The 26,483-nt window shown below is 51.7% G+C and carries 20 protein-coding genes and 1 pseudogene; 10 read left to right on the top strand and 11 right to left on the bottom strand.

The window, feature by feature from the left end; genetic code table 11:
• Positions 1-15: 15 nt before the first annotated feature.
• The 4 genes from rfbB to rfbC all read left to right on the top strand — a co-directional run bounded on the left by rfbB (position 16) and on the right by rfbC (position 3,568).
• The gene (gene rfbB, locus GA0061103_RS32505; protein WP_092719667.1) at positions 16-1,083 is read left to right on the top strand and encodes a dTDP-glucose 4,6-dehydratase; all 1,068 of its coding nucleotides are present in this window, start codon (positions 16-18) and stop codon (positions 1,081-1,083) included.
• Entirely contained in the window at positions 1,080-1,982 is a 903-nt protein-coding gene (gene rfbD / locus GA0061103_RS32500; protein ID WP_092719664.1) for a dTDP-4-dehydrorhamnose reductase, read from the top strand. The genes rfbB and rfbD overlap by 4 nt, the downstream gene beginning before the upstream one ends.
• A gap of 85 nt (positions 1,983-2,067) precedes the next feature.
• On the top strand, positions 2,068-2,955 hold the full coding sequence (rfbA, locus tag GA0061103_RS32495) for a glucose-1-phosphate thymidylyltransferase RfbA (RefSeq protein WP_092719661.1): 888 nt from the start codon (positions 2,068-2,070) through the stop codon (positions 2,953-2,955).
• 61 nt (positions 2,956-3,016) lie between these two features.
• On the top strand, positions 3,017-3,568 hold the full coding sequence (rfbC, locus tag GA0061103_RS32490) for a dTDP-4-dehydrorhamnose 3,5-epimerase (RefSeq protein ID WP_092719658.1): 552 nt from the start codon (positions 3,017-3,019) through the stop codon (positions 3,566-3,568).
• Between the two features lie 240 nt (positions 3,569-3,808).
• Here the strand turns inward: rfbC and cysN are convergent, their stop codons facing one another.
• From cysN to GA0061103_RS32475, 3 genes are all read right to left on the bottom strand, one after another.
• A complete protein-coding gene (gene cysN / locus GA0061103_RS32485; RefSeq protein ID WP_092719655.1) occupies positions 3,809-5,713 on the bottom strand; it encodes a sulfate adenylyltransferase subunit CysN in 1,905 nt (634 codons plus the stop codon).
• Positions 5,713-6,612 (bottom strand): sulfate adenylyltransferase subunit CysD, encoded by a 900-nt coding sequence (gene cysD, locus GA0061103_RS32480; protein ID WP_245304944.1) that lies wholly within the window; start codon positions 6,610-6,612, stop codon positions 5,713-5,715. The genes cysN and cysD overlap by 1 nt, the downstream gene beginning before the upstream one ends.
• A gap of 235 nt (positions 6,613-6,847) precedes the next feature.
• A complete protein-coding gene (locus GA0061103_RS32475; RefSeq protein ID WP_245304943.1) occupies positions 6,848-7,651 on the bottom strand; it encodes an ABC transporter permease in 804 nt (267 codons plus the stop codon).
• Positions 7,652-9,280: 1,629 nt separating this feature from the next.
• Between GA0061103_RS32475 and GA0061103_RS32465 the strand changes: the two genes are divergently transcribed.
• On the top strand, positions 9,281-9,934 hold the full coding sequence (locus GA0061103_RS32465) for an ABC transporter ATP-binding protein (protein ID WP_092719644.1): 654 nt from the start codon (positions 9,281-9,283) through the stop codon (positions 9,932-9,934).
• Between the two features lie 158 nt (positions 9,935-10,092).
• Here GA0061103_RS32465 and GA0061103_RS32460 read toward each other — a convergent pair whose 3' ends face one another.
• Both GA0061103_RS32460 and GA0061103_RS32455 read right to left on the bottom strand, forming a co-directional pair.
• Positions 10,093-10,956 carry a sulfotransferase family 2 domain-containing protein gene (locus tag GA0061103_RS32460; protein WP_167376683.1) on the bottom strand — a complete coding sequence of 288 codons (864 nt, stop codon included), beginning with the start codon at positions 10,954-10,956 and terminating at the stop codon, positions 10,093-10,095.
• 343 nt (positions 10,957-11,299) lie between these two features.
• Positions 11,300-11,890, bottom strand: a pseudogene (locus GA0061103_RS32455) (transposase).
• Between the two features lie 292 nt (positions 11,891-12,182).
• Between GA0061103_RS32455 and GA0061103_RS34880 the strand changes: the two are divergent.
• From GA0061103_RS34880 to GA0061103_RS32430, 4 genes are all read left to right on the top strand, one after another.
• On the top strand, positions 12,183-14,087 hold the full coding sequence (locus GA0061103_RS34880) for a glycosyltransferase family protein (protein WP_141694498.1): 1,905 nt from the start codon (positions 12,183-12,185) through the stop codon (positions 14,085-14,087).
• A complete protein-coding gene (locus GA0061103_RS32440) occupies positions 14,084-15,130 on the top strand; it encodes a hypothetical protein (RefSeq protein ID WP_092719633.1) in 1,047 nt (348 codons plus the stop codon). The genes GA0061103_RS34880 and GA0061103_RS32440 overlap by 4 nt, the downstream gene beginning before the upstream one ends.
• 23 nt (positions 15,131-15,153) lie before the next feature.
• Positions 15,154-16,254, top strand: coding sequence for a glycosyltransferase family 61 protein (locus tag GA0061103_RS32435; RefSeq protein WP_092719630.1), 1,101 nt, complete (start codon positions 15,154-15,156; stop codon positions 16,252-16,254).
• A gap of 199 nt (positions 16,255-16,453) precedes the next feature.
• Positions 16,454-17,107: a class I SAM-dependent methyltransferase gene (locus tag GA0061103_RS32430; RefSeq protein WP_092719627.1), complete on the top strand. Its 654-nt coding sequence runs from the start codon at positions 16,454-16,456 to the stop codon at positions 17,105-17,107.
• A 136-nt stretch (positions 17,108-17,243) separates the two neighbouring features.
• On the opposite strand, the gene GA0061103_RS32425 is transcribed toward GA0061103_RS32430, so the two are convergent.
• Positions 17,244-18,380, bottom strand: coding sequence for a mannitol dehydrogenase family protein (locus GA0061103_RS32425; RefSeq protein WP_092719623.1), 1,137 nt, complete (start codon positions 18,378-18,380; stop codon positions 17,244-17,246).
• Between the two features lie 505 nt (positions 18,381-18,885).
• Here GA0061103_RS32425 and fba point away from each other — a divergent pair.
• Positions 18,886-19,950 (top strand): class II fructose-bisphosphate aldolase, encoded by a 1,065-nt coding sequence (gene fba / locus GA0061103_RS32420; protein WP_092719621.1) that lies wholly within the window; start codon positions 18,886-18,888, stop codon positions 19,948-19,950.
• 9 nt (positions 19,951-19,959) lie between these two features.
• On the opposite strand, the gene GA0061103_RS32415 is transcribed toward fba, so the two are convergent.
• The 5 genes from GA0061103_RS32415 to GA0061103_RS32395 form a co-directional block, all read right to left on the bottom strand.
• The gene (locus GA0061103_RS32415; RefSeq protein WP_092719617.1) at positions 19,960-21,702 is read right to left on the bottom strand and encodes a glycerol-3-phosphate dehydrogenase/oxidase; all 1,743 of its coding nucleotides are present in this window, start codon (positions 21,700-21,702) and stop codon (positions 19,960-19,962) included.
• A gap of 60 nt (positions 21,703-21,762) precedes the next feature.
• Positions 21,763-23,292: an FGGY-family carbohydrate kinase gene (locus GA0061103_RS32410; protein ID WP_092719613.1), complete on the bottom strand. Its 1,530-nt coding sequence runs from the start codon at positions 23,290-23,292 to the stop codon at positions 21,763-21,765.
• 53 nt (positions 23,293-23,345) lie between these two features.
• Positions 23,346-24,101, bottom strand: coding sequence for a DeoR/GlpR family DNA-binding transcription regulator (locus GA0061103_RS32405; protein WP_425349575.1), 756 nt, complete (start codon positions 24,099-24,101; stop codon positions 23,346-23,348).
• Between the two features lie 269 nt (positions 24,102-24,370).
• A complete protein-coding gene (locus GA0061103_RS32400; RefSeq protein WP_162747702.1) occupies positions 24,371-25,318 on the bottom strand; it encodes a D-ribose ABC transporter substrate-binding protein in 948 nt (315 codons plus the stop codon).
• A 100-nt stretch (positions 25,319-25,418) separates the two neighbouring features.
• Complete coding sequence (locus GA0061103_RS32395; RefSeq protein ID WP_092719606.1) at positions 25,419-26,471, bottom strand: ABC transporter permease; 1,053 nt, start codon at positions 26,469-26,471, stop codon at positions 25,419-25,421.
• Positions 26,472-26,483: the final 12 nt, after the last annotated feature.

Genomic DNA, 26,483 nt, shown 5'->3' with positions numbered 1-26,483 from the left:
AGAAATGGAACTTCGATGACAATGCTGGTTTCCGGTGGTGCCGGCTTTATTGGCGGAAACTTCGTTCTTGATTGGCTTGAACGTCACGATGAGACGGTCGTTAACCTCGACAAGCTGACTTATGCCGGTAATCTGGATACGCTGAAGGAGCTGAAGAGCGACAGTCGCCATGTGTTCGTGCATGGCGATATCGGCGATCGGGAGCTGGTGAGCGATTTGCTCTCGATTCATAAGCCGCGTGCGGTCATCAATTTCGCGGCTGAAAGTCATGTCGATCGCTCTATCCACGGCCCAGGAGATTTCATCCAGACGAATATCGTCGGGACCTTCAATCTGCTGGAAGCCGTGCGCGGCCATTGGGATGGCTTGCCGGACGGGGAGAAGCAAGGCTTCCGTTTTCTTCATGTCTCGACGGACGAGGTCTACGGCACCTTGTCGAAGGACGATGCGCCGTTCAGCGAGCTCAACCGCTATGAGCCGAACAGTCCCTATTCCGCCAGCAAGGCTGCTTCTGACCATCTGGTGCGTGCTTGGCATCATACCTATGGTCTGCCTGTCTTAACGACCAACTGCAGCAACAATTACGGACCTTATCATTTTCCGGAAAAATTGATCCCGCTGGTGATCCTGAACGCGCTTTCGGGAAAGAGCCTGCCGATTTATGGCGATGGCCAGCAGATCCGTGATTGGCTGTACGTCCGGGACCACTGCAGCGCCATTCGCCGTGTGCTGGAAGCCGGCACGGTTGGCGAGACCTATAATGTCGGTGGTTGGAACGAAAAGCCCAATCTTGATGTCGTACATACCATCTGTGCGATCCTCGATGAGCTTCGGCCCAAGGCCGACGGCAGTCGCTATAGCGATCAGATCACCTTTGTGAAGGATAGGCCGGGTCACGATCGTCGCTATGCGATCGATGCCCGCAAGCTCGAACGCGAACTCGGCTGGAAGCCTGAAGAGACGTTCGAGACCGGCATTCGCAAGACGATCGAATGGTATCTGCAAAACCAGGACTGGGTTCGCAACGTCATCAGCGGCGCCTATCGTGAATGGGTCGGCAAGCAGTACGAGGTTGAGTTGTGAGCGCCATTCTGGTCACCGGCGCCAACGGCCAAGTCGGTTTCGAGCTGCAACATTCGCTCGGCGTCGTGGGGAATGTCATTGCCCTGACGCGCGCGGACATGGATCTGGCCAGCGAAAGAAGCATCCTTGCCGCTCTCGACGAGCATAAACCCGGCATCATCGTCAATCCGGCTGCTTATACGGCGGTGGACCGGGCCGAGAGCGATAAAGAGCAGGCGATGGCGGTCAATGCCACCGCTCCGGGGATATTGGCGCAGTGGGCGGCCGATAACGGCGCCTTGCTCATCCATTACTCGACGGACTACGTCTTCGACGGCACGAAGGCCGATCCCTATGTGGAGAGCGATCCGGTCAATCCGCAGTCCGTCTATGGTGAAAGCAAGTGGCTGGGCGAGGAGGCAGTGCGCGCCTCCGGCGTACAGCATGCCATTTTGCGCACCAGCTGGGTCTATGGTCATCATGGCAGCAATTTCCTGAAGACCATTCTTCGACTGGCCGGCGAAAGAAGCGCATTGAACATTGTTGCCGACCAGGTGGGCGCACCGACGTCGGCGTTCCTGATCGCGGATGTCACACGCACGGTGATCGAGCGCATGACGGCTTCGCGAGCCGCCGACGATCTCTCGGGAACCTATCACCTCACCGCACAGGGCAGCACCTCCTGGTATGGGTACGCCGCGCATATCGTTCGTGAGGCATTGGCAGCAAACGTCAAGCTTGCGTTGTCTCTCGATGCGCTGAAGCCGATATCGACGGCAGAATATCCGACCCCTGCCAAGCGGCCGGCCAATTCGCGGCTGGATTGTCGAAAGCTGATGGATCGCTTTGATATTGCTCTTCCTCTCTGGCAGGAGGGCGTCGATGACGTCCTGGCGAGATTGCGGGCTGCAGGGAATTGAAAACTGTAATGTTGCCGATGATTTCCGGCCGTGCCCTCCCGCCGGTGAAATAGAGGCAGATGTACTAAGGACGAGACGCAGGAACATGACGAAGGCACGCAAAGGAATCATACTCGCCGGCGGATCGGGAACACGCCTCTATCCGCTGACACTTGCGGTCAGCAAGCAGCTCCTGCCGATCTACGATAAACCGATGATCTACTATCCGCTGACGACGCTGATGCTGGCGGGTATCCGCGAGATCCTCATCATCTCGACGCCGCAGGACACGCCCCGCTTCGAACAACTGCTCGGCGACGGCAGCCAATGGGGCATCAAGCTTGACTATGCCGTTCAGCCCAGCCCCGACGGTCTTGCCCAGGCCTTCCTGATCGGCGAAGCGTTTCTGGATGGCGCGCCGTCTGCCCTGGTTCTGGGAGACAACATTTTTTACGGACATGATTTTACCCGATTGCTGCACGAGGCGAGCGCCAAGGAAACGGGTGCGACCGTCTTTGCCTATCACGTGCAGGATCCGCATCGCTATGGCGTGGTCGAGTTCGATCAGAGCGGCCGGGCGATCAGCCTGGAGGAAAAGCCGAAGATGCCGAAAAGCAATTATGCGGTTACCGGCCTCTATTTCTACGATGAAAGCGTCGTCGACGTCGCGAAATCCACCCGTCCGTCGCCGCGCGGCGAGCTGGAGATCACCGATGTCAATGTTCACTATCTGCAGGCCGGCCGGCTGGACGTCCAGACGATGGGCCGCGGCTATGCCTGGCTCGATACCGGTACGCATGAATCGATGCTGGAGGCCAGCCATTACATTGCGACGATCGAGAACCGGCAGGGCCTGAAGGTGGCTTGCCCCGAAGAGATCGCCTATCGCAGCGGCTGGATCAGTGCGTCTGATGTCGAGGTGCTTGCCGATCCCCTGAAGAAGAATGCCTATGGGCAATATCTCCTTGGCATCTTGCGCGAGCAAATATTCTAATCGCTAAGGCGCGCTTTATGCCGCCGCATCTCCCTTGCAAACAATCCGAACAGGACGACGAATGAAAGCCATCGATACCGCTATCCCCGATGTCAAGATCATCGAACCGACGGTGTTTGCAGACGATCGCGGCTTCTTCTTCGAGAGCTTCAGCAAGGCGAAGTTCGACGCAGCGATCGGCCGAAGCGCCGATTTCGTGCAGGACAATCACAGCCGGTCGGGCAGCGGTGTCCTGCGTGGTTTGCACTATCAGCTGCCGCCGCATGCGCAGGCGAAGCTGGTGCGAGTGGTAGTTGGCGAAGTCTACGACGTTGCCGTCGACATCCGGAAATCCTCACCGACATTCGGGCAATGGGTCGGCGTTCATCTCTCTGCAGAAAATAAGCGTCAGTTGTGGATACCCGAAGGGTTTGCTCATGGCTTCCTGACACTGAGCGACCATGTGGAATTCCTCTACAAGACCACGAATTATTATGCTCCACAGAGCGATCGTGGCATCCGCTGGGACGATCCGCAGATCGCCATCGACTGGAAAACTCTGGATGCGCTCACGCTTTCCGCCAAGGATCAGCAGCAACCGCTGCTCGCGGATGCCGAAACGTTCAAATTGTAGATTCGTTGAAGAGCACCAAGTAGCGGCATACTCCGTTGCCAACTGCCTATGGACGGCATTTGATTTACTTAAAGAAATGCTTTCGTACGAGTCGTTAGATGCGTCCAACTCGCTTGTAGCTTCCGTCACATAGATATAGTGAAACAGGCGGAGACAAAATGTAATGACGGCCGATCGGGTGCCATAATCTTAGAACTGACATAGCTGAAGCCACGCCTACGGAGATGGCTGACATAAGACCTACGACCGGATGTATATCTGATTTAAATAATTCTCCACCAGTTGCGCGAGTTCTTGAGGGTCTTTCCCCATGGTGGGCAAGTGTATTTCTGAGTTCGGCGGTTTCTCATAAGGCGAAGAGATCCCGGTGAAATTAGGAATTTGCCCTGCTGTAGCCTTCCTGTAAAGACCCTTTGGATCGCGCCGCATGCATTCCTCTATCGGGGTATCTACAAAGATTTCAATGAACTCGCCTTTGCACATCAAATCCCTTGCCATTTGTCGTTCAGACAGGAACGGTGATATAGACGATACAAGTACAATAAGCCCAGCGTCGCTCATAAGTCTCGCTACTTCGGAAATCCGACGAATATTTTCAACACGATCCTCTGCAGTAAAGCCGAGATCACGGTTTAATCCATGTCGGACATTATCTCCATCAAGTAAAAAGGTATGCTTGCCTTTCGCATGCAGGAGCTTCTCGACTAGATTGGCTATTGTAGATTTGCCGGAGCCAGAAAGGCCGGTAAACCATAAAACAGCCGGGCGTTGCCTCTTTTGTTCCGCACGCGCGGTTCTATCAATTGTGAGCGCTTGCCAATGAATGTTGTGTGCTCGGTGGAGTGAATGAATAATCATTCCCGCACCTACCGTCGCTTTCGTGAAGCGATCAATTAGAATAAAATTTCCGGTAATGCGATTTTCAGCATAGTTGTCAAAGCAAATTGGCCGTTGAGTTGATAGGTTGCATACACCAATTTCATTTATCGCCAAGGTCTTTGCGGACACATGTGTGAAAGTGTTGATCTCAATGCTGTATTTCAACGTCGTGATGGTGACGCTCACGTTATCGGTCTCTGTCCTCAAAATATAAGGCCGCCCAGGAATTAATGGCTCATGGCTAAACCAGATAACATGAGCTTGGAACTGGTCCGACACATTTGGTCTTGCAGTCGGCGAGACGAGCATATCTCCTCGGGAAAGCTCGATTTCATCGTTTAAAACTAATGTAACAGCTTGACCCACAAACGCTGAGGAAAGATCACCGTCATAGGTAACAATGCGCTTGATGGTAGTTTGTTGGCCGGACTCCGCAACGGTCACCTTGTCACCTACCGAAACTAAGCCTCCAGCAATCTGTCCAGCAAAGCCGCGAAAATCGAGATTCGGTCGATTGACCCATTGCACAGGAAAACGAAATGGTTCTTCAAAGGTATGGCTGATTACCGGGATACTTTCTAAATGAGCTAATAAAGATGGACCATCATACCATGGCATGTCGACCGACTTCGTTATCACATTTGCCCCATATCGAGCAGACATCGGAATTGGTCTGATGCTCGCAAATTTTAATCTCTCTGCAAAAGCTGTATAATCTGACACGATTTTGTCATAGCTTTCACGTTGATATTGCAGTAGATCCATTTTGTTTATTGCAAGTACGATGTGGCGTATTCCGAGTAGTGATGCAATAAAGCTATGGCGTTTGGTTTGCTGTCGGACACCATGGCGGCAATCCACCAGTACGATTGCGAGATCAGCGGTTGATCCGCCGGTGATCATATTTCGGGTGTATTCTTCGTGGCCAGGTGCATCTGCTACAATGAACGCCCGCTCTGCCGTAGAAAAATATCGATAGGCGACATCGATCGTGATACCTTGTTCTCGCTCAGCGTCCAAGCCATCCAAAAGAAGGGCAAAGTCGAGTTCATTTTCAGCTGTCCCATATCTGATGCTTTCTTGCTTCAGCACTAAGAGTTGATCATCAAAAACGCTATTCGTATCGTAAAGCAATCGCCCTATAAGCGTAGATTTACCATCATCAACAGAGCCGCAAGTTAAAAAGCGTAGCAAAAATCCTCCATTTCTATCCCCAGGAAAATTATCCAAGCTTTTAAGGGGATCGGGGTTCGTTCTGGTCCTCATTAAAAGTACCCCTCGCGCTTCTTCTTCTCCATCGTATCGCCATGACCCCTGTCTATCAGACGACTCTGCCTCTCTGAGGTCTTCGCAACAACTATCTCTCTAATAACATCTACGATCGATGTAGCAGTCGATTCAACGGCACCAGTCAGTGGATAGCATCCGAGTGTGCGGAAACGGACCGATCGTTCCTCTACTAAGTCACTTTCTGTAAGCGGCATCCGTTCGTCATCGAGCACGATCAATTCCCCATCGCGATTGATGACTCGACGCTTTGCTGCGAAATAGAGCGATACGATCGAAATATTCTCTTCCGCAATGTATTGCCATACGTCGAGTTCTGTCCAATTTGACAGAGGAAATACGCGTATCGTTTCACCTTTATCCGCTAATGTATTATAGGTCTTCCATATCTCAGGGCGCTGGTTTTTAGGGTCCCACGAATGGTTCGCAGTACGAAATGAGAAGATTCGCTCTTTTGCTCTCGCTCGTTCTTCGTCGCGCCTGGCACCGCCAATGGCCGCATCAAAGCTGTTGTTGTCGAGTGCCTGCCTCAGGGCCTCGGTTTTCATAATTTGTGTGTAAACGCTGGCGTTATAAGTGAATGGATTTATGCCCTGACGCAGTCCATCTTGATTGACATGAGTTATAAGCTTAATGTCCCCTTCTGCGGCTAGGCGATTGCGAAAGGCAATCATCTCTTTGAATTTCCAAGTTGTATCGATATGCAGGAATGGGAATGGTAGTTTGCCAGGAAAAAATGCTTTCATCGCTAAATGCTTTAAGACAGATGAATCTTTTCCAATAGAATACAGCATTACAGGATTGGAGAACTCTGCGGCAACCTCTCGAATAATGTGAATCGCCTCAGCTTCAAGTTCTCGAAGATGGTTAGTTAACATCGTTTCCGTTGTTGGGTTTGAGTTGGTTGCAAAATTACAGCTTTTTACGCGGTAGGCTGGTTTCCGTAAACAATGTTTCGTGCAACGATAATGGTATGTCGCGGAACTACACTGATTGAACAGTCGCAGCTTGTTGTCTGTCATCGTTAAGAGAGCGGATAAAGTCAACATTTCGATTTGATCGGTCGGCTTGATGACCTCGGTCTTGCCCAAATCAACTCTACTTTACTTCAGACTAGGACTCCATAATTTGTCGCCGGAACAATCTCTCAAGCAACAAGCCAAGGCCAAGACAGCTAATACTAAAAACAATAAGATATTCCTGGTTGACAAGCCTATCACTGTAATTTTCAAAATACGAGCATCTCATCCACTCCACTGATTGGACTAGAGGATTATATGAAAGTGGGATGGCTATGAAATCGGGAAGCTGGTTTGCTACGAATAGTGTACCGGAAGAAACATAGAAAATGATACATAGGAGCGCGTAAATAGTCGCAAAAAATTCGAATACCATGACCACTACACCCGCCAATGTACCAATACCCACGGCAAGTAAAATTGTCGCAAGATAGCATAGAAGTGCCTGTAACGGATCAATCGGTGTAGGATCATCTCCTAAAGCCCAGAGAATCAGCATTATAAGTAAAAGAGTAATTGCGCCAGCGCATATTTCTAAAAACGCCCGCGCAAACAGGATATCAGTAAACTGAACGGCAGGAAACGCCAACATCGGTTTATTTAGAATTAGAGAAAGAGACATAAATCGCGATATGTAGGTGAAGCTCAATGTTGGGACGAGACCGGTCGCAAAGAAGACATTTAAGCTCTCGCCATAAGGGGTTGTTTTCCCCGCGAGGCGATACAAAATAAGTAATACAATCATATGTGCAAGAGGCCAAAGAGATTGTATTAGAAATCCGAGTCCATGATTGAAGAACCGTGTACGCATGTCGCGAAGCATTACGGCGTTCATAACATGCATTTTTTGTTGAGCTGCGTATCTTAGACTTCTAAGATCAACATATACTTTGCGCATAAACACACACCAATATCGAATCAATTAAAATTTAAAGAAAAATCATGATTTTATGATCCTTACTTAAAGCATTAATACTAACTACATCTAAAACGTGCATCACGAACTCCGGTCTGTCCGCCAACATCCATCTCAACTTAACAGTCCTGAATGAGTGGCTTCCTTTAAGCAACTTATAGTATGTGATTCCATTGATACGTTTCTAACCGTTTGACCACTGAACAACCCGATGTGCTCGGTAGCCTGACATTCCCATCATTGCATGTAAAAAAGAATTTTCTCAACGAGCAAACATTCACTATCACTTTTCCGGGCTGACAATCGACGAAAAGGTTCGTCAAGAACCCTCCCTTTAATGATCCCAAAACAGATGCTGTGATCAATTGTGATGTGAGCAGAGGATTCGAAGCTGATCCAACACCTGCAGTGAGGAGGTGAATGATGGCTGCTAGCGCGGAGCGACGATTTTCGAGTGTCCGTATTGAAGGTCTCGATAGGAATATTATGCATGGGAAGCTACTTCAAGGCTCGGAGTTCGCATTAGGGTTGGTAAAGGTCCTTGAGCTTGGAAGCATACGTGGCGATTATCGTCGAGATGTTATAGATATGTTGCTGGGTGAAATCGTCGAGCTTGGCCGGTTGAGCTGTAAATAAACATCTGCCGGTGTGGGCTTGGTATCTGGCTATGTCGCTGCGGACTGACGTAAAAAATCCCGCATCCATTACAGAAAAGGCAGCCGGATGTACTAAAGTGGTGATGTACCTAGGTTGGCCAGCTTAATCTGGATCATCAGCGGAAAAACTGTCGAGCGAACATTCGGTAGTTCGTAAGGCGTGTTTTGAATTCCTGTCATGCCAATCTCTTCATGCGGTGCACATTTGATCTGCCTGTCGATGAGGCCGCCGCATTCTGATATTCCTCGCTGTCGGTAGGCTGACAACGGCCTTGTTCACTGCCAGAATGAACAGCTAGGAGAAGCTCTTAGGGCGGAGCGTGCCTTTCGGAATGCGGGTTTCGGATAAATCTGGCAAGATCAAGATTGTTTACTGCAGAGATCAACGATGGAAAGGGAAATGCCACCTTCGATTTCCTTGGATATTAGTTCCGGTCGCGATGCGTAGCAGATAAACTGATACGAGTTCTTGTGCGGCTATCGGCCCCTGGTTGATGTTTTCGTTTGTGTTTTGGGAGCCATCGCGAGGTATAGGCGGCCCAAGCTGTGCTGAAATTGCTGTGGAGTGTCGAATCAGTTTCGACCAAGACCAATAAGCTAAAATTCGTTACACGTACCATGTATCGAAGAGCTAGAATGTGATCTTATGCGGGCGCGTATTATTGGAACCTGATTTGTACTGAAATTGCGAAAGAGCCGACTTCTGGGGGAGATTCGCGCGGCGTTGACAAGGATAGCCGCTAGCGTTGGCTGATCACGTTCAATGATAGGGCAGATTATTCGCACTTCGGAGAAATAGATTTTTTGCTTGAACGGGATGCGATAGAATCGATCAGACCACACAAATAAGGGATGTCGAAAATAGACAATTCAAAAGCCTTGACTAACCTTCGAAAATCCGAAGGCAATATTTAATCAATAGAGCTTGGCATCGATTGCAACCGTGATATGCAGAATGATCAGATTCGAAAACGTAACTAAATTTTTCAAAACAAAACAAAGTAAGAAAGTTATTCTTGACCGCGTGAATACAGAATTTCTTAGTGGCTCTTCCTATGCTCTTATAGGAGTAAATGGCGCCGGAAAATCAACCACAATGCGAATGATTGCGGGCACTATGCTCCCCAATTCTGGAAGAATAACAAAGAATCTTCGGGTGTCTTGGCCCCTGGGGTTCTCAGGCGGCTTTCATCCACAAATGACTGGCAAGGATAATCTAAACTTTGTTTCACGTGCTTACGGTGAAAATGTAACCAGAGTTGCTCGTTTTGTGGAGGAATTTGCAGAGCTGGGTGACTATATCAATGCACCTGTTAGAACTTACTCATCTGGTATGATGGCTCGCTTTGCGTTTGGTCTGTCAATGGCAATAGAATTTGATTGCTATCTTATAGACGAAATTACTGCAGTGGGCGATGCGCGCTTCCAACAGAGATGTAGACATGCTTTTGAACAGCGACGAAAGAATGCCGATCTTATTGTCATCTCCCACAGCATGGAGACTATAAAGATGTATTGCGATAAAGGTATAGTTCTAGTTGATGGAAGATTTCTTGTCTTCGACAATGTCGACCACGCTATATCTGCATACTATCGCTTAAATCGTTAGGATATAATTTTATTACACAGAATATCTTAATTTAACTCGCAATTTTTTTTATAAAATCCTGCCTTTAAAATAGAAGGTTTTACTGGATCCGGTAGACAATCGATATTGATGATTAAAAATGGAGTGAGGCTAAGCGTTATTTGATTCCGTCAGCATATCTATAATTCAATATATTGACGTTCTCGTTCGTAAAAAGTCACCATTTCTGATGAAAAGTGAACATCTTCTGTCGCTTTAGCTCCGATCATTAGCCTGGAGGCTTCCAATTTTACATGGTACATATCTTCAATAAGTGATCGAACTTCATCAATTTGATTAATTGAATAAATGGCATCTAAGGAAGTCTTTTCCGGGAGGTATGCGTTAATTGGATCGGTATGGTGCCTAACGTCAATAAATACTTTCCGATAGGAAAAAAAATCCCCTAAAAATTGAGATAGCGATGGCTTGGTTGTAATTCCACGCAATGCATCAAGTCCCCAACTGTTGTTTTTTAAGGCACCTTTTAATATATTTCCATAAAAATAAGAAGATATGCGATCTTGAGCTGGCCTAACAACGGTAAATTTGTAGTAGTCGCTATATTTTTTGTTAAATTCTCGAAATTTTACAACTCTCATCATGTTATTGAGGTGGTCATGTGATGACTCATATGGATCTTTTGAGTAAATCGCTCTTACAAAATAATTTTTTACTGTTGTGCTCGCACACTTAGGAATGGCAACATACAACAACTTGCGTGAGTCGTCGACGAACGCTATCGTTGCTTCGCAGTCAGCATGAATGACATCAGCGATATGTATGGATGCTGCATGCTCATAGCAGTTTCTAAAAATGGACTTTGCGGCAAGCTCATGGCCCAAGCAAAGGAGTATCTGACCATAAATCATCCAGGCATTTGGGTCATCAAGCTGCTTCAGATAAGCTTCCAATAAAACGTACGCTTGCTCAATATCGCCTAGTCGCATTACTCGATCATATTCGTTGTATAAGTTAGAAAAGGAATATCCCTTCTTGTCCATTATTTTCCTATGTTTTGAGTTATTTTCCATAAAATATACCTCGAAATATAATTTAATTGCGATTGGCCGCGAAGATGTACTTGAACGTCATTACGCCAACAGACGTTACTAGAGACGCAATAACGTTTTTCATTTCTGGCAATAGAGTCTCGATCTTTTGCTTACGTTTGCGAGGGGATGAAGATGGGTGTTTGCCAGATCATTGATATTGCGCTCAGCATTGGAGATATCTATGCAGAGTCAATCCGACAACACAAGTGCACGTCAAAATCTAACTGAATATGTGATGAATGATCCGCTCCCAAATGTTGGGCCACCGGAGACTAGAGTCTTCCGGCTTGTTTCAGGAAGGTGGGCTGGTTGCGCCTCCCGAATTTACCAACGAGATCGGCACCTTGTTGCCGATCGCACTTATTAGGTCTTTCCCCATTGTAGTATCTACCCCAATCCTCCATCTTTTCGCGGGCATCCGCAAGGGTTACGAACCAGTGCTGGTGCGGGCACTCCGCCGGGAAGCGGCCGTTGAACGCTTCAATGAACGCGTTATCGGTCGGCTTGCCTGGTCGTGAGAAGTCCATCGCCCAGACGTCGGTAGGTCCGGTGGCCATTTGCCGATCTTCTCGAAGCTTGGCTTTTACCCTTCGCTTCGATGTCTTGTTCCTCAACTGCAGGCCCAAGTCTCTATAACATCCTGCAACATCTCACGGTCCAACGTCAGGTCCGCGACGATCTTCTTCAGTCGCGCGTTCTCGTCCTCGAGTTGCTTCAGCTTCTTCATCTCCGGCGGCAACATGTCGGCGTATTTTTTCTTCCAGTTGAAATAGGTCGCCTGGCTAATTCCCGCCTTCCGGCAGATCTCCGCCACCGGCACACCTTCATCACCCTGCTTCAAAATGAACGCCTTCTGTGCGTCCGAAAACTGCGATGCCTTCATCTTCTTCCGTTCCTTACCCAGCCAAGAAAATGTACCGGAAAACTCTAACCAAAAATGGTCCAGTTTGAAGGGTTCAGATCAGGGCAGTTCAGTCGCCGAGCTAAAAATTGGCACGTCGCTAATCAATACCGTTGATTTATTGCGTGACTCGTGATGTTTAAGCGCAAGTTGTATAGGTTCAAAAAATGGACCTGAGCAGATTGAGACTAAGCTGCGAATGGAAAATTTTGATGTTGTCTCAATCGGTGAAAAATAGATACCGCTGAAAATAGACGAACGTAAAAGTTGAATCATGACTAATTTTTTCTCAAAAATTCGCGATCATTTTGTTCCGGCAAAAAATCTTAGGCAGCGCGTTGAAGAGGAGTATCCTGAAGTTTACAGGGCAATTTCCGATGAATTTGATACCACATTTTACTTGCGCGTTTACGGAGATGTTCGGAACGCTGGTATAGACCCTATTTGTCATTACATTATATATGGTTGGAAAGAGGGCAGGGATCCAACACCCGATTTTTCGGTGTCGATGTATCTGAAGCAAAATAGGGACGTGGAGGCAGCGGGAGTTGAACCTTTTTGGCATTACATAGTTGCCGGAAGAAGTGAGGGCCGGCCGCCTCGTTTTTCCGATATAGACCACGTATATCTAACTATTTCTACGGAGTTAGCGAGAGATTTTTATCTGGCCACCAATCCAGATCTAAAGGATCTAGATATTGATCCCGTAGAACACTACATCAGAGCGGGTTGGAAAGAGGGGCGCGATCCTACTCCAACTTTTTCGTCGTCATATTACGTCGATAGTAATCCAGATGTTCGAGAGGCTGGTGTCAATCCGTTTTATCATTTTTTAGTGGCAGGCTCCAAAGAAGGGAGAATTCCGACAGGCACAAACTCCGCCAAATTGGGAGCACTCGAAAGAGTACGTCCGCTCAACGAAGTGGCTAATGACTGGCGTCGCGCTGAGGCGGATCCTAGTTTAGGAACAGTGAAAGACTTCGTTGATTTCTTGTCGCAAAACTGTGCGGCAACTGATAAATTGATTTTTTCGATTAGTCATGACGATTTTCGTCGACATTCGGGCGGGGTGCAACTCTGTATTCAGATAGAGCAAGAAACTTTTAATCGAGAAGGTGGTGCCTATCTGCATATCTATCCTTGGCAACCTTTGCCCACGCTAGCCGAGGACGCAGATCCGCCTGTCTGCGTAAATCTCAACGGTGATGACGTTGGTGTATATCGTACCAGCGCGGTACTCCAGGCTTTTTCTGAATATAAAGCATTGACTAATCAACCTATCTGGCGCGTTATACATTCTCTTCTTGGCCACTCTCCTGAGCAGCTCGGCAAAATTCCCGAAGGATTATTTGAGAATAGCTTTATATGGGCTCATGATTATCTCTTATTATGTGAAGGATATACTCTTCTTCGCAATAATATTAGTTACTGCCATGGTCCTAGTGTGGATTCCTCAGCCTGTTCCATATGCGTCTTTGGTGAATCGCGTAAAACTCATATAGCGCGCTTAGATATGCTTATATCCTCTTGCGCTTTTACGCTCCTTTCTCCTTCAGTTATTGCGCAAGACATTCTATTTGAGCGTAGCAGTTTTAAATTTGAAAAGAGTTATCTTGCCCCTCATTGCAGATTGGAGAAAAATTCTCCAATCAGCCGAGCATCCACACAAGCGCCAACACGTGTGGCCTTCTGCGGTTGGCCTGTCTATCAGAAAGGTTGGTTTAGTTTCGATAACTTGGCAAGGCAACATGCGGGCTCCAATCGTTATAAATTCTACTATTTCGGAGGAGGTCAAAATATACCTAAGTACATAGAATCAAGGGAAATTTTTGTAACTCAAAACTCCCGAGACGCAATGACAAAGGCCTTAATTGAAAATGAAATTGACGTTGTTGTGCTTTGGGCGAACTGGCCAGAGACGTTTTCTTTCGCACTGCATGAAGCCTTGGCGGCAGATTGTCAGATTGTAACAACGTCGTCTTCTGGGAATATTGCCAAGGTGTTGGGAGAGCTCGATGTTGGCATTGTTCTCAGGACTGATGAAGAGCTTTACGCAACTTTTGAGGGATCGAGGATCGAGGAGATGGTCGATAGGAAAAAACGTGAGCCGCGACAGATCTCATCAATAAACTATAGTCGGATGACGATCGATTTTCTCAATATGGAGACGGCGTCGTGAGCGTGCATTGTTTTACTAGCTTTTCTTTCAGTTATCTCAATCGCGCACGCGTTCTTGTCCACACTGTTAAGAAGTTTCATCCAGATTGGATCTTTTGGGCGGTTATTACTGATGAGGCCCCCGAGGGGTTTACATTTAATCTATCAAACGAGGGCTTCGATAACGTGCTTTGGGGTCAGGATCTGAAGCTAAAGGATTTTGAGGCTTGGATTTTTAAGCATGACGTAGTTGAGGCATGCACGGCTGTAAAAGGGTATGCATTGGAGCATATCTTGCGTGATGGTGCGGAGAAGATAGTTTATTTGGACCCTGATATTGCGGTCTTTAATCCACTGGATCTTGTAGTCAAAGCGCTGGAGGATTATTCTATCCTGCTAACTCCTCATCAAGTGCGCCCCGAGAAATTGGAGATGGCTATCCGTGATAATGAAATTACTTCGTCACGTTTAGGCACCTACAATTTAGGGTTTTTGGCCATACGTAATGATTCGTCTGGCCATGAAATGGCAGAATGGTGGGCTGCTCGCCTCTCCAAGATGTGTTACGACACGCCGGAGGATGGCATTTTTGTTGACCAAAAATGGTGCGATCTAGTTCCCGCACTTTTTGACAACGTGGGAATACTTAGAAATCCGGGTCTAAATGTTGCAAGCTGGAATTTGAGCCATCGGAATGTGCGCATTTCTGCTTCCGGCGAAATTTTGGCGAATGAGGCTTTACTCAGATTTTTCCATTTCACAAAATTGGGGCCTCTTGGTGATACGATGACCAAGCGATACGCTACTCCGGATTCGGATGTATATGAATTATGGCTTTGGTATAAAAATGCTGTTCGTCAATTTACGGATGATGGCCTCCCTTCTCGTTGGTGGCGTTACGCTACTTACGACGACGGGAAGTTCATAGACAAAGCAGATAGAGTTCTCTATCGGCATAGACAGGATCTTCAAGATGCGTTCGCAAATCCATTTGCAAGCGGTGTTGGCAGTTTTCAAGAATGGCTTAAGCTTAACAAAGACGAATCGAATAAGCCGACTACCTAATTTTTAGATTGTGATAGAGAGCAATGGTTGACGCCTATTATACCAACAGAGATTTGGCTGAATGGCGGGAGGGTGCGGACAGCTTTCGACAAGTGACGGAAGCCGCGTCATATACTCGAAAGATTCCTGAGTTAATTGGTTTTGCCCCCGGAATAAATGGTGAGCAACATTGTCGTTACCTACTTCAGGTGATGGGTGAAGAGCGATGTGAAGTGATTCCGACAGATCTCCTCACTTACAACAATGGCTACGCTGCAGATTTGGCGATTATGTTTGATAGTCGCCAACAAACTATAAAATATAGTCAGGTCGATCATGTTGCTCATCCGACGTTTGATAAAATTGCCGGATTTTCTGATCAGCCCATACCGCTTATCGACAAGCAGTGCGGCTTCATATTTAAAGCTGGAAAGGATAACTACGGACACCTTTTGGTCGAGATGTTACCTCGCCTTGAGATTTTGCTCAGTGGGCAACTTTCAAAGCCGCTTGCTTTGCTTGTTCCTACGCTACCTGTAGCGTTACGGAATCTGCTTTCGGAAACGATCTATAATTTATACTCGGATTGTTTTGAGCTTGTTGATATGCGGCACTCTTTAGTGCAGGTGCGTGATCTTGTTACAACCTCGCCTATTTCCAAGCATAATGCGCAGAAGAGTCACGTCCTGCAACTCTTTGTCAGCAAACTCTTGTATGCTGCAAAAAGACATTCAAACCCGTCGTTAATACCTGCCAAGAAAATATTCATTTCGAGAGCCAATGCACCTAAGAGGCAAATGGCAAGAGCAATTGAGTTGGAGAATATTGCTCGCGCAGCCGGTTATTATGTAGTTCGACCAGAGGAGTTCAGTATATGGGACCAAATTAATATATTTTCTAAAGCTGAAGTTGTGGCAGGTTTTATGGGTGCGGGCTTGACGAACATTATATTTTGTCCGCCGCATACTAAAGTTAAGATGTTTGATCCTGGGCTGGCAGACTACTTTTTTTGTGATCTTGCCTCACTGTTTAATTTAGATTTCCAGTGGATTTTTACTCAACTGATTGAAGAGCCATCTCCGGATCGTTTATTTGCCGAGTTAGAGATTGATCTCAGGCTGTTTCAGGTGCATTTAAAAAACTAGCCTAATGCGCAATGAAGCGTGAAATTAAGTGAAACCGTTCATTTTGATTTTTTGGAACGCATCTTCTTCGCGGTATTAGGAATTGCAACCTTCCCGCTGCCTCTGGCGCAAAGCCTTTATATGATAAGATGATAGGTATTTGTTTTGGTACAAGCGTTTTCGAATTACTCCTGATGGGCTTTAACTATAGGATAGCTGTATGACACTTGACGAAATTGGTTTGGAGTTTGGAACCGACAAAGCGTCCAATCACCATGATTTTTTACGTTTCTATGAGCGTCGCTTGAGCCAACTTAAGGAACGAGCTCAGCTGCTAATATTGGAGATCGGAGTTTACAGAGGCGGATCAGTTCGTACATGGTCAAAGTATTTTCCCCAGGCAATAGTCGTTGGTCTGGATGTTACGCCGGATTGCAGAAAATACGAGTCTGGTAACGTATATGTGCGTATCGGGGATGCCACCGATTCGAGCTTTCTTTTTGACGTCATATCGGAGTTTGGACGACCAGATTTGATCATTGATGATGGTTCGCACCGTTGGGACCATCAGATAACATCCTTGCAAATGCTATTCCCACTATTGAAGCAAGATGGGTTTTATATTGTTGAAGATTTGGATACCAGTTTTGAGAAGCACCTCGAAAATGCGCCCTTCAATGGCTTTTCCGCAATTAGCGCATTCGATTATTTGGTGAAACTTTCGCGCATCGTTACGGGTGACGCCGCCCTTGGTTCAGAACGTCCTTACGATCTTTTCGCCTCGGAACATGGCAAATTTATTAGCAGCATTGAATTTGGCCGGAGGACAGCGGTAATTGCCAAGAAGTCCGATCCTCTTCTGGGATCAAGTTGATGATCGCATCATCGCGCCTCGCATCCGGAAGCCGATTCAGCCTATCGATGTCTAGAGACAACGAGTTGGGTTACTTTCTTCAATTATCTTGTCGCCGCTCCTAATGACCAAATTGACGCAAACCTTCGGTCGGACGTCAGTATGCAGCTTTGACTGGAGGATATTGTGCTGCGATTTGTCGCAGTACGGGCATGCCTGACGCGCTGCCCGCACTATCTGCCCAATCTAGGAAGGCGTGGATGCGGCGGGCGACCTTTTCGGGGTGGTGCTGGCTGATGTCGGCGATGCGGTGGTCCAGAAAGGGATTGAGGAAGCGGTCGAGTGTCGTTGCGACATAGGCCTTCGCCTCGTCGCCCATACTGTTTGCGGCAAAGCCGGGCAGTACTTCGCTTTCGTAGAGAGTATCGAGTCTGGCCCTTATGTCTTTGTCGGCCAGTATGGCGCGCACGGTCTCGTCCGCCGGCCGATTTTCGCGCTGCCAGATTTCGGCAAGGAAGGTGTGGCCGAGATTGAGGATATGCAGTTTCAGGCGCTCGTAAGGGGTGAGATCGTCGGTCAGCACGATGCTTGGGTGGTGGCAAGGCGCGCGGATACCGGGCGCGCGCTTGATCGCCCATAGGGCATAGGGTTCCGCAACGGCGCCGATCGGCTCGATCGGCTCGGAAACGATGCGATCGACCAGGGTTTCGGCGAAGGCGGCGTGGCCGTCGAGCCAGGTATAAAATTCAGCCGGCACATCGTTGAGCCGGGCGCAATCGATGACCGTCTGTTTCAGAACGCTGCCGTTGCCCGTCATCAGTTCGCAAGGAAGGATGACCAAGGAGCGACCGGAGGCCTGCCAGCGTCTGACGAGGAGCGCGGCAAGCTTGGCAGGGAAAGATCGGGGAACCTGGCCTGTTGCGCCAAAGCGATCCTCCTCCGGCCACGTCTTGTAGCCGGTTTCGCCGGTGTTGGAGATGACGAATTCGGCATCCTCGGCAAAGAGCCTTGACAGCTCCTCCCAGTGTTCGACTGCAGAGAGACCGCGATCGACGCTGGCGACCTGTACGGTGCGATCGATGGGTTGCCCATCCGACATGCCACGGATGACGACAGGATAGCCTGCTGGATTGCTAAAGGCAGCGACGCGTCCGCTGCGGCTGCTGTCGCCTGAAACCTGAACAACGGTAATGGGACCGACATCCTGGCCGGATTGCCGTGCCTCGTGCACGAAGAATGCCGCATGCGCCTGCAAGAACCGGCTGGTGCCGAACTGGATGATCCGCGAGCTCACGCCACTTTCCTCAGCTATTTGATATTGATGTGTAGGAGCGCCTGGTTGAGGCTGCATGCAGCCTCCAAGCAGTCCGCCTAGTCCCTGTTTTTTATCTATAGAAAACAGCGAAACCTTGGCCAGTCAAATGTTTTATGGAAGTAAATGCACGTTGGGATGCACACAAGTTCGATGGAGGGCATGGACTCGATTGCTCATTCCATGAGCCATCATGCTTTGCTGTCGGCGTCAGCTGTGGAGTCGCGGTGCCGCCGGATGATTTTCTGCAGCTATTGCAACGTCTATCCTCGCGTTCGAGACCGATCTCTTTGTAAAAAATCGAAGAAAATCTCACAAAAACTGTGATTTTGTCATCTTGTAGTGTTATGGGTGCGCCTGGGGATGCCATGTTGCTTCGATGTCGCGCCTGCCAAATATCGACGGCGCACATTCCGCATAACAAGGTAAGGCAAACGGCATCATCCACGCGATCCTAGCCGCCCATCATGACCCAGGGGAGAGTTGAATGGCACGTATCACCTTAAGACAATTACTCGATCACGCCGCTGAACACGGCTACGGCGTTCCTGCTTTCAATATCAACAATATGGAGCAGGCGCTTTCCATCATGGAAGCGGCCGATGCGGTCAACGCGCCCGTGATCATGCAGGCGTCGAGGGGTGCCAGGGCCTATGCCAACGATATCATGCTGAAACACATGATGGACGCCGTCGTGGAAATCTATCCGCATATTCCCGTCTGCGTGCATCTGGACCATGGCAATGATCCTTCGAGCTGCATGACGGCGATCCAGGCTGGCTTCACCTCGGTCATGATGGATGGTTCGCTGAAGGCGGATGCCAAGACGCCGGCCGATTGGGAGTACAATGTCGGCGTGACCAAGACGGTGACAGATATGGCGCATCTTGGCGGTATTTCCGTCGAGGGCGAGCTTGGCGTGCTCGGCTCGCTGGAAACCGGCATGGGCGAGGCGGAAGATGGGCATGGCGCCGAAGGCAAGCTGTCGCATGACCAACTGCTCACCAATCCCGACGAGGCGGTGAAATTCGTGCGCGAGACCAAGGTCGATGCCCTGGCGATCGCCATGGGCACCTCGCATGGCGCTTATAAGTTCACCCGCAAACCGGATGGCTCGGTGCTGGCGATGAGCGTGATCGAGGAGATCCATCGCAAACTGCCGAATATGCATCTTGTCATGCACGGCTCCTCTTCGGTGCCTGAGGAATTGCAGGAGATCATCAACAAATATGGCGGCCAGATGAAGCCGACCTGGGGTGTGCCGGTCGAAGAAATTCAGCGCGGCATCAAGAATGGTGTGCGCAAGATCAATATCGATACCGATGGCCGCATGGCGATGACGGGCCAGATCCGCCGCGTGTTGCAGGAGGATCCGAGCGAGTTCGATCCCCGCAAATATATGAAGCCTGCCATGGCTGCACTGACGAAGCTCTGCAAGGAGCGTTTCGAGCAATTCGGCACGGCCGGCCACGCTTCGCGTATCCAGCCGCTTTCCGTTGCCGAAATGGCCAAGCGTTACAAGTCCGGCTCGCTCGATCCCGTTTTCTCCTGAGTCCGATGATCAGCGTGCGGCTGGGCCTGCCGCCCGGCGCACGCTTTCTCCGCTCAGCGTCTGGCCGTGGAATTTCGATAGCGATGCGACGACATCGTCGATTTCCTTAGCCAGTCGCTGTGTGTCCCACTGCAGGGCTGCTGCGGCGATTGCACCGATTTCGCGCAAGCCCTGGATCGTCAGCAGGCCCTCGATTGCCATGGTCGTACGCCGGAAGACGATATCGGAGAGATGCACGATCATCTCCTGCCGCGCGATCCAATCGATCTCGAGCGTGCTGTGGCGCGGTGCGCCGCTGATGCGCTGGCCGTCCTTATAGTCCGAAGCGTGTGTGAGAATTGCCGCCGCAGTCGTGCCGTATCGGCTGAGCAACTCATCCGCTCGGCTGGCTTCGATGCCGGCCTTTGCCGCGACTGACTTGATCCAGCTCGCACGCTCATTGACGTTCATGGGGAAATCTCGGCCGCCGCCGATCGCAAGCCGCTCCGTGGACGTCTTGCGGCCGATTTGAAGGCGTATCAGCACGGTATCGGCAACTTCCTCGGCAAAGCCACGGAATGTGGTCCATTTGCCGCCGACCAGCGAGATGATCGGGAAGGGGCGCCCAGCCTGCGGCTCGAAAACCGGTGCGGAGTGATCGCGGCTGATCAGGCCCGGCGACGAGGCGTCCGAGGCGGGCAGGGGGCGGATGCCGCTATAGCTGTAGGTCACCTGGTCGCGGTCGAAGCGGAGGCTCGGCAGAAGCGAGCGTACGCTGTCGAGGAAATAGTCGATCTCGGGTTCCTCGCAGCGAACATTGTCGGGATCGCCGCAAGGAATATCGGTCGAACCGACGAGTGCCTGGCCGAGATAGCCGTAGACAAGGCAGATGCGGCCGTCATCGGCTTCGAAATAGATCATGTGGCCGTTGAGGCTGCGCACCAGTTCGGGATGATCGAGCAGGATATGCGATCCCTTGGTGCCGCCGATCAGATGAGCCGGGGCGCCAAGAGCTGCGTTGACATGATCGATCCAAGGGCCGGCGGCATTGACCACGAGCTTCGGCTTGACCGAAAAGGCATGACCGTTCGCACGCTGGAAGGTCAGCACGCCATCGGTTGCGGAAACAAGCCGCGTCGAGTTTGCCGCCAATGAAGCCTTGTTCGCCTCCAGTCCGTCATTGACCAGTTCATAGACCAGCCGTTCGGGCCGGCTGATCTTGGCATCGTAATAGATACCGCCGGCGACGATCTCAGGCGTGACATGCGGCATTTCCTTGAGTGCGCGGCGCTTCAAAAGGAACCGATGGCGCGGCATGACGCGGTTGCGCGAACCAAAGAAGTCATAGAGCGCAAGCCCGATCTTGATCAGCAAGGCGCCACGGCTGCGCGGGGCGGTGGTCGAGCCCGTCAGCGTGCGAAGGGCTGCCCAGATGCCTCGCGTCCAGGAAAAGATCGGCACGAAGGTCGGCAGCGCTTCGACGCAATGTGGCGCGTTCTTGAGCAGAAGGTTTCGTTCCAGCGCCGACTGCGCGACCAGGCCGAATTCACCTGTTTCCAGATATTTCAGGCCACCGTGGATCAGCCTGGATGGCGCTGCACTCGTTCCCGAGCCGAAATCCGATTTATCGACGATCAGGCAGTTGACACCCTGCAGCGACAGATCGCGAAACAGCCCGGCGCCATTGACGCCTGCTCCGAGGATGACAACATCGACATCTCCATCTTGAAGTTGTGAGAAGCGTTGTTTCAGATCGGCAGCCATATCGGTCATAGCATCATTGTCCTGGTGAATTGCCGCGACAGACCCTGCCCGCACGGCGCAATTTTCGGTTTAGGCCTGGGAGTGCTGGGTTGCGAGATTGCCGATCCGCGGCCAGAGCGGCGTCATTGCTTCGGCAATGTCGCGAAAGAGATCGTAGCGAATTCGGTAATCGGCGCTGCGGGCGGAATCCGGATGATAGGTTCTGGCGATCTTGCCGACATCGCGCGGATCGCTTTCCGGGCTGGCATAGACGCCGATCCCGGCACCGGCGCAAAGCGCGGCCCCCCAGGCAGCGGCTTCGTCGGTTTCGGTGACGGTGACCGGCATGCCGAGCACGTCGGCAAACATCTGCACGACGGTCGGATTGCGCGAGACACCGCCTGCCAGCCTTGCCTGATTGAAGGAAAAACCGTCGCTTAGGGCATCGACGTGAATCTTGTGGTTGAAGGCGATGCCTTCGAGGACGGCCCGCAGCATGTCGCCGCGATCATGCCAGCCGCCAAGCCCGAAAAAGCTGGCGCTCGCCCCAGCGCCATAGGGCGAGCCGAAGAGATAGGGATGGAATAGTGCGCTCGATGGCCGGTTGAACGCCGCCTCGATCTCGGGGCTGAGCAAGGCGTGAATGGACTGGCCCGCAGCCTCGGCTCCCGCAATGTCACTGGCGCAGAGCTTGTCGAGAAACCATTCGTAGTTCGCCGAGGATGCCGGCGAGATCGACATGTTGTTCCATTGGCCCGGCGCAATGGCATTGCGGCAGAACCAGCGGCCGTCGACGCGCGGCTCCGACGACAGCGTCTCGTTGATCGAATAGGTGCCGGCGATAACGGCGACGACACCGGACGCATAGCCGCCGGCGCCAAGGGCCGAGGCGGTCACATCGTGCAGGCCGGCAACGACGGGCGTGTCTTCGGCAAGGCCGGTTCGCTTCGCGACGGCCTCGGTTATGTATCCCACGATTTCGTCGGATCGCGACGCCGGCGGCAAAGCGTCCGTCACCTCGGCAATGCCGAAAAGTTCCAGCGCCTCCGGGGAGTAATCCTGGGTCGAAACATCGGTGAAGGAGGTGCTTGCCTCGGTACGGTCGGTACCGGCGACGCCAGTCAGGCAGAAGCGCAGCCAGTCCTTGCAGCTCAGAATATGGCCGATCTCAGCAAAGCGTTCGGGCTCGTTGGCCTTGATCCAGGCTAGGAGCGCCGACGGGGCCGAGACATGCGGCAATTGGCCGCTCAGCTTCAAAGACGCGTCGGCAACAGCGGTCTTCAACCATTGTTCGACGATCGATCCGGCGCGGCTGTCGAGCGACAAAATGGCGCGTCCGAGCGGCTTCTTTGCCTTGTCGAGCAGATAGATGCCGTCGCCGTGCGCCGTTGCGGCAATCGCCTGGATGTCGCTTGCCGGGCGGTTGCTGAGCTTGATCGCCTCGGCGATGGCGTCGGCCGTCTGGCTCCAGAGTTCGTCCATGTCTCGCTCGACATGGCGTGCCTTCGGCATGAACTGGGTCACCCGACGGCGCGCAACGGCAAGCGGTGTTCCGTCGATGTCGAAGATGACGGCTTTGGTGACGGTCAAACCGCTGTCAATTCCGAGCAGACTCGGCATTCCCATGACTCCTGATCATGAACGACGAGAGGCGGCCGTTGCCGAGCTCAGCCTCAGAATCGCTCCTTGTCGCCCTTGGCGACGACCACGTTGATATTCTTGTTGCGCATGCGCTCCAGATGGGCGGCGGGTGTCTTTTCGTCGACGATGACGACATCGAATTCGCTCAGATGCGCGAAACTATGCAGCGCCCGCCGTTCGAATTTCGTATGATCCATCAGCAAGATGCGCTTGGCCGCGCTTTCGAACATCGCACGCTTGATATCGACGATCTCGGGCGACTGATGGAACACGACGTCATCGATGATGGCCGACATCGAGATGAAGGTCACATCGGCGCGCAAACGGTTGATTTCGTTGATTGTCATCCGCCCCATGAAGGCGTTGCACCAATTATAATATTGCCCGCCGAGCGCCAGAAGCGTCACGTCATGCATGTCTTTCAGCGCATTCATCAGCGTCAGCGAATTGGTGATCGCCGTCAGCGGCACCTTGGCCGGCAGCAGTGTTGCCATCTGCAGGACGGTGGTGGAATCGTCGAGGAAGATTGCCTGGCCAAGCTCGATGAACTGCATGGCAGCTGTGGCGATCATCTTCTTTTCGCTCGCCTGCCGATTGGCGCGATAAACGTCGCTCGATTCGATCAGGCTGGTCGCTGCGGCCGATACGATGCCGCGCGTCTTGCGGAACAAGCCGCGGCTGACCAGCTCATCGACATCGCGATGTGCCGTCATCAGGCTGATGCCGAAGCGCTCGGTCAGATCCTCGATGCGCATGGAGCCTTCTGCCATCACGGCTTCGGCGATCATCTGGCGCCTGGCAATCTGCCGCGAATGCCGGCTGTCGCTCGGCAACTCGTCTTGCAGGAAAGATACGGGGCTTGTCTTGTCTGTCACTTTGGCCTCTGACGCTGAGCCTTGCGGAGATTAACTTGCTGCAGCGAACGTCACGCTATAGAAAAAGATATAAAGAACAGTTCGCTATCACGATTTCTGCAAGTTCCGTCTGATGTGCAGCCAGGGTGCCGCCCATTGCGGTCAAGGGATGGGGGCGCCGAGTTCCGGCGCCCCCGATGTCATCATTCGGACAGAACGAAGGGTGCCGTGTACTTGTCGACATTATCCTTGGTGATCAGGATGCAATCGAAAAGCTGCTTTTCGCTCTTGGCACCGGTCTTGCCGGTCTTGATGAAGCTATCGGCCTGCTTGACGGCTTCCGCCGAGAAGGTGGCGACCGGCTGCAGCACGGTATACTGCAGCTCACCGGCCTTGATGGCGGCAACAGCATCCGGAGAGCCGTCGAAGCCGCCGACCTTGACGTTGGCAAGCTTGCCGGCTTCCTTGAGAGCGGCAATCGCGCCGAGCGCCATTTCGTCATTGCCGGAGATCACGCCGATAATGTCCGGGTGAGCCTGCAGGATCGACTGCATCTTGTTGTGGCCCTGGGTGCGGTCCCAGTTGGCAACTTCCTTGGCGACCTTCTTCAGGTCTGGATACTGCGTCAGGACCGTTTCATATCCGTTCGACCGGGTGGCTGCGTTGTTGTCGGAGGGCGAGCCGAAGAGTTCGGCATAATTGCCCTTGTCGCCGACAGCTTCGACCCATTGCTGCGCGCCGATGGCCGCACCTTGGGCGTTGTTCGAGACGAGCTGAGCCTTGGCAAGGCCTTCCTGGTTGATTTCAGCGTTGACGAGGAAAACCGGGATGCCGGCTGCAACGGCCTTCTTGACCGCCCCGACAGAGCCATCAGCATTGGCCGGATCAAGGATGATGGCGACCGACTTGTTGGTGATCGCCGTATCGATCAGGTTGCTTTCGGTGTTGGTATCGCCCTTGTGCGCACCGACCGTGGCGGTATAGCCGAGCTTCTCGGCGGTTGCCTTGGCGATGTTGCCTTCCGTCAGCCAATAGGGGTTGGACGGATCGTTGACGATGATCGTCATCTGGCCGGCGGCCCATGCAGCTCCTGTCAGAAGCGGTGCCACAGCAACTGCTGCCATGACGATGCGCAAACCTTTTTTGAACATTAGTCTCTCTCCCTTTTGATGAGCTCTGGTGATGCCGGCGAACCGGCGGTCCTTTCTCCGGTCGGCATCTCGCCGACCGGGGACAAGTCTTGATGCAGTGTCAGCCGGATTTGGTCCGACGTCCGTACTGGATGCTGTTCATGAGCACGGCTAGCACGATGACCGCGCCGGTAAAAACCGTCTGCCAATAGGCCGAGACACCGATGATGACGAGGCCGTCCGCCAGGAAGCCTATGACGAAGGCGCCAAGCATGGTGCCGCGCACCGTACCGCGGCCGCCCGTCAATGCGGCGCCGCCGATGACGACAGCAGCGATCGCCGTCAGCTCATAGCTGGTGCCGGCATTCGGACCCGCCGAGGTCAACTGCGAGGACAGGACGAGGCCGGCAATGGCCGCGCAAATCCCCGACAGGACATAGACAGCGATCTTGACCTGCTTGACCGGAACACCGGAAAGATCGGCGGCGCGCTCGTTGCCGCCGGATGCGTAGAGCCAGCGGCCAAAGGCGGTGCGGCTGAGAACGAGTCCGCAGATGATCGCGAGCACGGCAAGGACGATGACGCCGATCGGGACGCCGGCAAGGCGGTTGAAGCCCAGCCAGTTGAAGCCTGTATTGCCGAGTTCGGGGCGGCCTCCGAGATTGTTGTAGGTAAGCCCGTTCGTCATCAGCAAGGCGATACCGCGGGCAACATAGAGGACGCCCAGCGAAGCGACGAAGGCCGGAACACGCAGGTAGGCGACGAGCACGCCGTTGACCGCACCGACGATGCCACCGAGGACGCAGGTCAGCACCACGACGGCCCAGACAGGCGGATAGAGGATGACGCCGAAACTCGGCAGCGTGACGCCCTGCATCAGGAAACCGGCAATGCAGCCGGCAAGGCCGAGCGTCGAGCCGACCGAGAGGTCGATACCGCCATTCAAGATGACCAGCAGCATGCCGATGGCGAGGATGCCGAAGATAGCGACATGCGAGGCCATGGTCAGGAAGTTGCTGAGTGAGAAGTAATAGGGCGACAGGAAGGAGAAGACCGCGATGATGACGATCAGCGCGAAGAAGGCGCGTCCTTCCAGGATCAGCCGCACGAGACTGACATTCCGCCGCTGTCCGTTGGAAACTGGTTTCTTATCTGTGATGTTCGTGACTGACATAATCAGTGCTCC

Origin of the sequence: Martinezella multihospitum (assembly GCF_900094585.1) — a bacterium.
Taxonomy (GTDB): domain Bacteria; phylum Pseudomonadota; class Alphaproteobacteria; order Rhizobiales; family Rhizobiaceae; genus Rhizobium; species Rhizobium multihospitium.
The sequence above is the reverse complement of the archived record's forward strand: the minus strand, read 5'-3'. Positions and strand labels throughout refer to the sequence as shown.